This is a genomic window from Prevotella conceptionensis 9403948 (assembly GCF_000312305.1).
Taxonomy (GTDB): domain Bacteria; phylum Bacteroidota; class Bacteroidia; order Bacteroidales; family Bacteroidaceae; genus Prevotella; species Prevotella conceptionensis.
Genome location: NZ_HE999445.1, coordinates 60,127 through 70,227, shown reverse-complemented (window position 1 = coordinate 70,227; position 10,101 = coordinate 60,127). Strand labels below are relative to the sequence as shown.

The 10,101-nt window shown below is 47.9% G+C and carries 7 protein-coding genes and 2 pseudogenes; 8 read left to right on the top strand and 1 reads right to left on the bottom strand.

The annotated features are described in order from the left end of the window. Positions 1-104: pseudogene (locus BN93_RS18440) on the top strand (IS982 family transposase); the annotation flags it as partial. Between the two features lie 23 nt (positions 105-127). On the opposite strand, the pseudogene BN93_RS04670 reads toward BN93_RS18440, so the two are convergent. Further along, a pseudogene (locus BN93_RS04670) lies at positions 128-913 on the bottom strand (HNH endonuclease signature motif containing protein); the annotation flags it as partial. A 317-nt stretch (positions 914-1,230) separates the two neighbouring features. On the opposite strand from BN93_RS04670, the gene BN93_RS17340 reads away from it, so the two are divergent. The 7 genes from BN93_RS17340 to BN93_RS04640 all read left to right on the top strand — a co-directional run bounded on the left by BN93_RS17340 (position 1,231) and on the right by BN93_RS04640 (position 10,086). Continuing rightward, entirely contained in the window at positions 1,231-1,461 is a 231-nt protein-coding gene (locus BN93_RS17340) for a hypothetical protein (protein ID WP_157462659.1), read from the top strand. Positions 1,462-1,465: 4 nt separating this feature from the next. Beyond that, the gene (locus BN93_RS04665) at positions 1,466-1,846 is read left to right on the top strand and encodes a hypothetical protein (RefSeq protein ID WP_019187184.1); all 381 of its coding nucleotides are present in this window, start codon (positions 1,466-1,468) and stop codon (positions 1,844-1,846) included. Between the two features lie 1,418 nt (positions 1,847-3,264). Beyond that, positions 3,265-4,749, top strand: a complete 1,485-nt coding sequence (gene guaB / locus BN93_RS04660) for an IMP dehydrogenase (protein WP_019187183.1) — start codon at positions 3,265-3,267, stop codon at positions 4,747-4,749. Between the two features lie 105 nt (positions 4,750-4,854). Continuing rightward, on the top strand, positions 4,855-6,279 hold the full coding sequence (locus tag BN93_RS04655) for a peptidylprolyl isomerase (RefSeq protein WP_019187182.1): 1,425 nt from the start codon (positions 4,855-4,857) through the stop codon (positions 6,277-6,279). 29 nt (positions 6,280-6,308) lie between these two features. Then, positions 6,309-7,766 (top strand): peptidylprolyl isomerase, encoded by a 1,458-nt coding sequence (locus BN93_RS04650; protein WP_019187181.1) that lies wholly within the window; start codon positions 6,309-6,311, stop codon positions 7,764-7,766. After that, the gene (locus BN93_RS04645) at positions 7,763-9,637 is read left to right on the top strand and encodes an OstA-like protein (RefSeq protein WP_044259862.1); all 1,875 of its coding nucleotides are present in this window, start codon (positions 7,763-7,765) and stop codon (positions 9,635-9,637) included. The genes BN93_RS04650 and BN93_RS04645 overlap by 4 nt, the downstream gene beginning before the upstream one ends. A 140-nt stretch (positions 9,638-9,777) precedes the next feature. Further along, the gene (locus BN93_RS04640) at positions 9,778-10,086 is read left to right on the top strand and encodes a hypothetical protein (RefSeq protein ID WP_044259861.1); all 309 of its coding nucleotides are present in this window, start codon (positions 9,778-9,780) and stop codon (positions 10,084-10,086) included. The last annotated feature ends 15 nt before the right edge of the window (positions 10,087-10,101 follow it).

Below are 10,101 nucleotides of genomic sequence, written 5' to 3'. Positions count from 1 at the left end.
TTATGAATCTCTGTGCGGCACTGGCAGCATACTGTTTCTTCGAGAATAAGCCCGAGGCACTGCCAGTGCGCATTGAAAAGAGTAGGCAATTGGAGCTATTCTAGGCAAATCCTTAACCCGAACTGGCGTATTGTTCTAGTCCGGGATAATCCACATACGGGTTCCTGTTCATTTGCAACTTATACACAGCCTTGTTTCTGTCCACTTCTTTTTGGCTAACAGGGTCTTTTCCCGACCAGCGAATGAACATATCCAAAGCCCATTTTGCCAGTCCTGGGTAACTACTATTCCCATAAACGCCGCCGCTCCAAGTGCCAACCTTGTCTTCATAGCGCGTGGCCATATAGAAATAAGCCCTGGCTAAGTCACCCTTAAATTCGTCGGCAGGTTCGAAAACTGTTCCATCATAGCCTGGTGTGGTGCTTTTTCCTAGCTTGCTAAACCCATTTTCCGACTTATATTGCTCGCCGTTAGTTTCGCCTAGGGGAAAGTTGCTGCGCTTGTTGTTGACATATCCATCTGAGGGGAACACGTGGTAGAGGTCGGCTTTCATTGGACTAGCTTTCTTGAACCAACTTTGCGGCGTGGTGTGTTCTCTGTTATACACGTCGCCCTCTTTCTTATAACTCCCCTGATGGCCTGTTTCGGGGTCGTATTTGGTTATGTTCGAGTAGATGTCCCAAATCGTACCGTCTGGTCGGACGTCGGTTGTTTGGTACGCTTTCCAAAGTGCATTGTAACCTATGTCTACCGCACCTGTAGAGATAATTTTGCTCAAGGCGGTTTTTAATGCCTCTCCCTTTTGTCCGTTGGCGTTTTGGTAATATGTTCCCGACCCGTTCGGACCTTGTGCCCATGCGCATGTGGCCATTGCAAGAGCCAAGAGAATGTGAGTAAATCTTTTTATTCCCATATCGTTTTTATTTGTTTATAGTTGATGTTGTGCAAATATAACGATTTTCTTTCAAATATGTAGCCATTGTCTTGCCTTTTCTTTCGGCTTTCTAAGTAGGTTTGTTTCCGTGAATTAGACCAATGATAATGCACCGAAATGGACAAATGCCCCTAAGCTTATTTACTTTAAACTCATTTCCACGCAAGTTGCAAAGTGAGGTAGTGTCTTAGGTATCGTGTGTTAGTGAGTGAAAGATGGCAGAAAGATTGATTAGTTCAAAGGAAAAAGTTAACTTTGCAACATGCAGCAATGCTTGGTTGTTATCGTTTTTGGCATTGATGATGCTATTTCATTTCCTAACTATTGGCTTGGTATCAAGCAGTGTTTCGTTGCATGGGCAGAATGTGACGAGCGACTCAACTTTGGTTGATAGCACCAAAACCATCAACTTGCACGAGGTGGTGGTGTCGCAAAAGGTGGTGCAACATAAAGCTAACAAGGATGTTTATACTATTACACTGCAAATTCGAGAGGGTGCGTTCACGGCGATAGACCTTCTTAAATAGCAGGTTGAGTTGGTTTTCTAAGCGATGGGGACTTAATGCCGAAGTGGAGTATGCCAAGGAAATGGTGCGCAACCCCTTGCTGCAAGGCTGGGAAGAAGTGGGACAAGGCCTTTGGCAAGTGTCTTTGCAAAAGACGTTGTTGCAGCGAAGACTAAACTTGTCGCTCAATTATGTTCCGCCTCTTCGCTGGTTGGTAGGGCAGTCGCAACAACGCAATGTGGATGCCGCCTTTTACAAAGAGGTACAGAGGTTGGACTTGCGAACCTACGATAACTTGCTGATGTTTCGCGTTACATTGAGCCTAGGGCGTGGTAAACGTAAGCGAATGAAGGAAGTTAACGCACCATATATTATTGAGGAACAAAAGGGTAGGGGGCTATTGTAGCTATTCTAGCCAGATTTCGCATTTAGTTTTGCAGGGTTATAAGGGGCTTTGAGGGCTTGTTATGGACATTTGCATTCGTACTAATGTTGATTACCTCTTCGTCTTATGGCAATGTAAGTTGTTTTTCCTATTTGCGTATGAGTATCACTCATCCACTTACGAGCTTAACCATTTTCCATTCATGAACTTATCAACTCATAAACTTGAGGTTTCATAAACTCACAAACACGTAACTCCCCCAACTCCCCAGCTCGCAAACGCACGAACCATTACGCTTGTCAACTCGTTAACATGTCAACTCGTTAATTTGAAATTCTGTCAACTTTTCAGTGTAGATTTTAACATTTTGAGTGGCCTTTCTGCCAACCAACGGCTCACCTTGCCGCAAAAAATCGATTCTCGCGAGGGTTTAGTGTGGTGCAAAAAACGGTCGGTTGTACATACAGTCAAAATGAATTTTTATTTAAACATACCGCCACTAACACCCGTTTTTGGGCGATTTGCAGCTAAATGCGATGCGTTTTGATGCTAAATGCACTGCGTTTTGATGCTAAACGCAAGGTAAAATGGTGCAAAATGCAGTGCGTTTTGGTGCTAAATGCAAGGTGAAATGGTGCTAAATGCAGTGCGAAATGGTGCAAAATGCGAGCCGAAAAGCATAAAAATACACTGCAATGGTATAAACAAAACCTTTTAGAACCATGAAAAACATGGCTGAAAAGGGTGAATTAGTTGTTAAAAAGCTGGATTTTATGGTCTAAAAGCAAACATTTGGGCGTATGGAATAATGAGTTGGCGGCCAAACTAGAAAGGCTAAATGGTGCAAAATGCGGCTCTTGTTCTTGAAAATAGACAAAACGAAAGACGTGGAAGACTAGAAATAGTGGCAATTTGCCTGCTTTTTAACCTAAATTTTCGCTAGAACGGAGTGAAAATCGGAGCGGTGTTGTAAAATAAAATTTAAGTTTTTAAGTTTTTGAGTTGATGAGTTGGTGAGTTGATGAGTTGACCAGTTTATGAGTTTTTGAGTTGATGAATTTGTGAGTTGGCCAGGTTGTGAGTTTGTGAGCTGATGAGCTGATGAGCTTTTGAGTTGAAGAGCTGATGAGTTTATAAGTTGACAAGGTAGTAAGTCCATAAGTTCACGAGTTAGCAAGTTGACAGGCTAAGGGGGGTAATGCGTTTGTATGCTGGCAAGTTGAGCTTCGGCCACGTTACGCTCCGCATGGAAATAGTATGGTGTTGTTCCTTAATCAATAGCCTTAACATAAACGTACCAAATTCGAAAGGTTTTTAGGCTGTGGGCCAATGTTAGGTTGCCGAACATGCCTTAATAAATAAGAAAAACGCGGCAAACCATCAGCTTTGTGGAATTTTATTGCTAAATTTGCATGCAATAAATTTCTAAATTCTCCACTATGTCATCATTTGTTGCAGATAAAATTGTGATGGACGGCCTTACATACGACGACGTCCTGCTCATACCCGCTTACTCCGACGTGCTGCCTAAGACAGTAACGTTGAAAACAAAGTTCTCTCGGAATATCGAATTGAACATCCCTTTCGTTACGGCTGCTATGGATACTGTAACCGAGGCGGCCATGGCCATAGCCATAGCACGCGAAGGAGGCATCGGCGTGATACACAAAAACATGTCTATTGAAGAACAAGCGCACGAGGTGGCTGTGGTGAAACGAGCCGAGAACGGAATGATTTACGACCCCGTTACGATACGGCGTGGTCGCACAGTGAAAGATGCACTCGACATGATGCGCGACTATCACATCGGTGGAATACCCGTTGTTGACGAAGACAACTGCTTGGTGGGCATCGTTACCAATAGGGACTTGCGCTTTGAACATCGCCTAGACAAGAAGATTGACGAGGTGATGACGAGCGAAAATCTTGTGGTGACACACCAACAAACCGACTTGGCAGCCGCAGCAAAGATTCTGCAAGAAAACAAAATTGAAAAGTTGCCCGTGGTGGATGCCAACAATCGCATCGTGGGACTAATTACATATAAGGACATTACCAAGGCAAAGGATAAGCCTATGGCCTGCAAAGACGAGAAAGGACGATTGCGCGTGGCCGCCGGTGTGGGCGTTACGGCCGATACTTTGGAACGCATGAAAGCCCTTGTTGAGGCTGGTGCCGATGCGATTGTTATTGATACGGCGCACGGACATTCGAAATATGTGGTGGAAAAGCTTGTCGAGGCTAAGCGAGCATTCCCCAATGTGGACATCGTTGTGGGTAATGTGGCCACTGGCGAGGCTGCTAAACTGCTGGTGGAACATGGTGCCGATGCCGTAAAGGTGGGCATCGGGCCTGGCTCTATCTGCACAACACGTGTGGTGGCAGGCGTGGGCGTACCCCAGCTGAGTGCCATTTACAGTGTGTTCGATGCGCTGAAAGGTACAGGCGTGCCACTTATCGCCGACGGCGGACTGCGCTATTCGGGCGATGTGGTTAAGGCTTTGGCCGCTGGCGGTAGCTCGGTGATGATTGGTTCGCTGGTTGCCGGTACGGAAGAAAGCCCTGGCGAAACGATTATCTTTAACGGCCGTAAGTTTAAAACCTATCGTGGTATGGGTTCGATGGAGGCGATGGAGCAAAAGAATGGCTCGAAAGACCGCTATTTCCAAGGCGATACGTTGGAGGCAAAGAAACTTGTTCCGGAGGGTATTGCAGGCAGGGTGCCTTATAAGGGTACGGTGCAAGAGGTGATTTATCAGCTCATTGGCGGCTTGCGTTCGGGCATGGGCTATTGTGGAGCGAACGACATTCTTGCCCTTCACAACGCTAAGTTCACCCGAATAACCAACGCGGGCGTTCTGGAAAGCCACCCGCACGACATCACCATCACGAGTGAGGCACCCAATTACAGCCGTCCTGAATAACCAGTCACATGTATATATAATATAAGGTGTAACTTCTTGCCGTGCGCGGCTTTGTGCCAATAATGCCCCCTCGGCGAGAAGTTTTCGCCGCTTAACCTATAACTAATGATACGTAGAGCCTTGTCTGTGGCATTGATGTTTTGTGCTTTCGTGGCACACGCCCAAGACGACCCCACCATTATGACCATTAACGGGCGGCCCGTAAGCCGTTCGGAATTTGAGTATTCGTATAACAAAAACAACACGGATAATGTTGTAGATAAGAAGACGGTGGCTCAGTATGTGGAGCTCTTCGTAAACTATAAGTTGAAGGTTGAGGCTGCACTTGCCGCCCGACTGGATACCACGCAGGCCTTTCGCAACGAGTTTGCCGACTATCGCGACCAGCAGGTGCGCCCCTCGTTCGTTAACAACGACGACGTGGATAAGGCTGCACGCCAGCTATACGACGACACAAAGCAGCGCATTGAGGGGCAAGGCGGACTGATAAGGGTGGCACACATTATGTTGTTGTTGCCCCAAAAGTCGGCCAAAGACTTGCAACGCCGCGCCGAACTGCGCATCGACTCTATTTATAATGCCCTTAAACGCGGGGCCGACTTCGCTGCGTTGGCTCGTAAATTGTCTGACGATAAAGGTTCGGCGCAACAAGGTGGCGAGCTGCCTTGGCTGCAAAAGGGTCAAACGCTGAAAGAGTTTGAAGATGCAGCCTTTGCCCTCAAGCCGGGCGAGATAAGCAAACCCGTGCTTTCGCCAGCGGGTTACCATATCATTAAGATGATAGAACGGCGCAGCTTTCTGCCTTACGATTCGGTAAAGGCCGACATCTTTGCCTACATCGAGCAGACAGACATGCGCGAACAAATTATCGACAACAAGCTGAACGAATTGGCTAAGGCATCGCCTACGCCCCGTACAACGGCCGATGTGCTAGAAGAACGCGCACAAGCGATGGAGGCAAAGGACCCTGCACTGAGGTATCTTATTCAAGAATATCACGACGGGTTGTTGCTTTACGAAATAAGTAACCGCACTGTTTGGGAGAAAGCGGCGAAAGACGAAGAGGGTTTGCGCTATTATTTCAACAAGAATAAGAAGAGATACGCCTGGGACAGTCCGCGATTTAAGGGCATTGCCTGCTATGCCAAGAGCAAGGCAGACTTTAAGGCAGCAAAGAAAATGGTAAAGAATTTGCCCTTTAACGAATGGAACGAGGCTCTAAGAAAGGCTTTTAACAACGATTCTACCATCCGCATAAAGGCCGAACGGGGCGTGTTTAAGCTTGGCGACAACCCCTTGGTGGACCGCGATGCCTTTAAGCAAAAGGTTGCAATAAAGGACGATGCCAACTTCCCCGTTGTGGGTGTGATAGGAAAGAAACTTAAAGCCCCCCAGGAAATGGACGATGTAAGGGCGCTTGTAGTGGCCGACTTCCAAGAAACATTGGAGAAAGAATGGGTGAAAAACTTACGAAAAGAATATAAGGTGGAAGTGAACGAGGCGGTATTAAAGACCGTGAACAAACACTAAACGCCCCGATAACGACATATATAAAAACGATGAGAACCAAAACGAAGATATTCTGCGGCCTGTCTGCAATGATTTTGACCGCCGCCATTTCTGCCAATGCCAAGCAAGGGTTGGCTACAAAGGTTGCTGAAAACGATAGTACTGCAACTGCAACCAATAAGCCCGTGAAAACCGAACCAGCCGTGCCAGAAACAAGTGTGGTTGACGAAGTTATATGGGTGGTGGGCGACGAACCCATACTGAAATCGGACGTGGAGGCCGCTCGCTTGCAGGCCGAGAACGAGGGACACAAGTTTAAAGGCAACCCCGATTGCTCCATTCCCGAACAATTGGCTTTGCAAAAGCTTTTCCTTCACCAAGCTGCCATCGACAGCTTGGAGGTGAGCGAGTCGGAAATTTCACAAGGAATTGAGGAACAGATAAACTATTGGATACAGCTGATAGGTTCGAAAGAGAAACTGGAAGAGTATCGCAAGCAAACCGTTTCGGAGATGCGACAAGCAATGCACGATGACTATAAGAACAATCGCCTTATCGCCATGATGAAAGAAAAGTTGGTGAGCGATGTGAAAGTGTCGCCTGCCGATGTGCGCAAGTACTTCAAGGACCTGCCTGCCGATAGCATTCCTATGGTTCCTACAATGGTAGAGGTGGAGATTATCACCCAAAACCCAAAGGTGAAGACCGAGGAAGTGAACCGCATTAAGGACCAATTGCGCGAATATACCGACCGCGTAACCAAGGGAGAGACAACTTTTGCAACCCTTGCGCGCCTTTATTCGGAAGACCCAGGCTCGGCAAGACAAGGTGGTGAGTTGGGCTTTACGGGTAGAGCGGCCTTCGACCCGGCCTTCGCTGCCGTGGCTTTCAACCTTACCGACCCCAATAAGATTTCGAAAATCGTTGAAACGGAGTTTGGTTACCACATCATACAGCTTATCGACAAGCGCGGCGACAAGATTAACGTGCGCCATATCTTGCTGAAACCGCGCATCGCACAAGACGACATCGACCGTTCGAAAGCGCGCCTCGACTCCATCGCCAGCGACATAAAGGCCGGTAAGTTCTCGTTCGAAGAGGGGGCAACGTTCATCTCCGACGACAAGGACACGAAGAACAACCACGGACTAATGGCCTACACCGACAGAGAGTCGCGCTCGTTGTCGTCTAAGTTCCGTATGGGCGACTTGCCCACAGAGGTAGCGCGCGAAGTGGAAGGTGTGAAGGTGGGCGACATCTCCAAGCCTTTCCAAATGACCAACGCACGCGGAAAGACTGTCGTGGCCATCATCAAGTTGAAGAATAGAGTGGACGGACATCGCGCAACCATAACCGAAGACTTCCAAGTTATGCGCAATGTGGTGCTGGCCAAAGAACGTGAGAAGAAGTTGCACGACTGGGTGGTGAACAAGATAAAGCAAACATACGTTCGTATGGGCGACCGCTATAAGAACTGCGACTTTGAATATCAGGGATGGATTAAATGAGATTAAAACCAATATCGACATCTAATGGCGATGGGCATAGCGGCGTTTTATGGGCGGTGCTATGCCTTTTTGTGCTATGCTTGCTGCCTGCGCTTGCCCAAAAGAAGGTGAAAACGGCACCGCAGGCCGACGACCGCGTGTACCTGGTGCACTCGGACGAGCTGCGCTACGACCAATTCGGACCCGTCCCCGATGCCCAAATCGTGAAAGGAAAGGTGCAATTTATGCACAAAGGGGCGCGAATGTGGTGTGATAGTGCCTATTTTTACCAGCAAACAAACTCGTTTCGCGCCTTCGGTCATGTGCGAATGGTACAGGGCGACACGCTTTCGCTTACGTGCGAACGTGCGTTTTACGATGGTCAGGCACAGATGATGGAGGCTCGTCAGAACGTGTGGCTGAAACATCGTGGGCAAACACTCAACACCGACAGCCTTAATTACGACCGCCTTTACAACAATGCTTACTTCTTTGAGGGCGGAACGCTCACCGACAAGAACCAAAAACTGGTGGCTGACTGGGGACAATACAACACCCAAACGCGCGAGGCCGTGTTCTATTATAACGTGAAAATGATTGAGAGCGACCGCGTTATCACCACCGACACCTTGCACTACAATACGCAAAATTCGATGGCTCATGTGCTAGGTCCGTCGAAAATAACCTCTAAAACCGGTGTGATAGAAACGCGCGATGGCTATTTCGACACCAAAACGAGTAAGTCGAAACTATTCGGAAGGTCAACTGTTAACGATAAATACAAGACCATTACGGGCGACAGCCTTTATTACGACGACAAGACTGGCCAAAGCGAAGGCTACGGCGACGTGATATATGTGGACAAGAAGAATAATAATAGCTTGCTTTGCCAACGTTTCAAGTATAACGAAAAGACGGGCGTGGGGTGGGCCACAGGCAAGCTTTTGGCTAAGGACTATTCGCAGAAGGATACGCTTTATGTGCATGCCGATTCGGTGAAACTTTTCACCTATAACATCAATACCGACTCGGTTTATCGCCTTGCACATTGCTTTCGGCATGTACGCGCCTATCGAACAGACGTACAAGCCGTGTGCGATTCGATGGTGGCAAACTCTAAGGACTCGTGTCTTACCATGTATCGCGACCCCATTGTGTGGAATGCCAACCGCCAATTGTTGGGCGAAGTGATAAAGATCTACATGCAAGACAGTACTGTTCGCGAGGCACACGTGCTGGGTCAGGCGCTCTCTGTGGAGCAAATGCCCGACTCTGTGCACTTCAATCAGCTCTCGTCTAGGGACATGTTCGCCTATTTTGTCGATGGCAACGTGCGCCGCAACGATGCCATAAGCAATGTGCGCTCCATCTATTATTCGGTAGATGAGAAGGACAGCACCCTTATCGGACTGAATTATCTCGAAACCGATACCATGCGAATGTATATCTCTCCGCAGCGGAAATTGCAGAAGATATGGACGTGTCGCTTTGAGGCAACGCTCTATCCGATGACCCAAATACCGCCAGGAAAAGAGCAATTGGGTGCGTTTGGGTGGTTCGATTATGTGCGGCCACTTAATAAGGACGACCTATACGAATGGCGTCCGAAGGCAGCGGGAACTGAATTAAAGAAGGTTCAGCCGCGAGTGTTGCCCAAGCAACGACTCGATGACGATGAGAAGAGTGGGGGAAACACCAACTCTGATAAAGAGAATACAACGGAGCAAGCCACAAAGCAGCTGGCAGTGGATGACGAAAACAAGACTGATGCAGCAGCAACAAAGGCTAAGTCTGCTGTAAAGTCTAGTGCGAAGAAGGGCAGTAGTGCTGCAACGACAAAGAAATCTACTGCCAAGAGCCGAACCACAACAGCCAACCCAAAGCTAAAGTAGGCTGTTGCCGTTAGCTGTAAATCGGCAGGATAGCCCAAACATCGAAAAGGAAAACGCGCGTTTTTGCCGACTTCTTTCAGCCTATTATTGGGGAAGTTTGCCAGTACTGTTTAGGCTTACCACGAACAAATAACGTGCCTATGGGAATGTTTTCAATGCGCAAACCGCGCAGGTTTCATCACGAATACATCTACGCCAACGACCGAAAACAAAGGTTGGAGGCCATAGAGCAACGTGCAAAAGAAGAGCTGGGGCTAACAGAGAAAACCGAGGGACAAGACGTTTCGGCACGCGATGCCGACCGATTTCGGGGTGCGTTCACCCCACCTAACAGCCATTTGCACCGCCGTGGACAGTCTTATGGTGTGGCTTTTGGTAGTCGCATCTTCCTGCTCGTGGCCATCTTCCTGTTTATGGGCTACGTTCTATTTAGGTTACTCTTGGGCTAAGCCTATTGTTCTTAG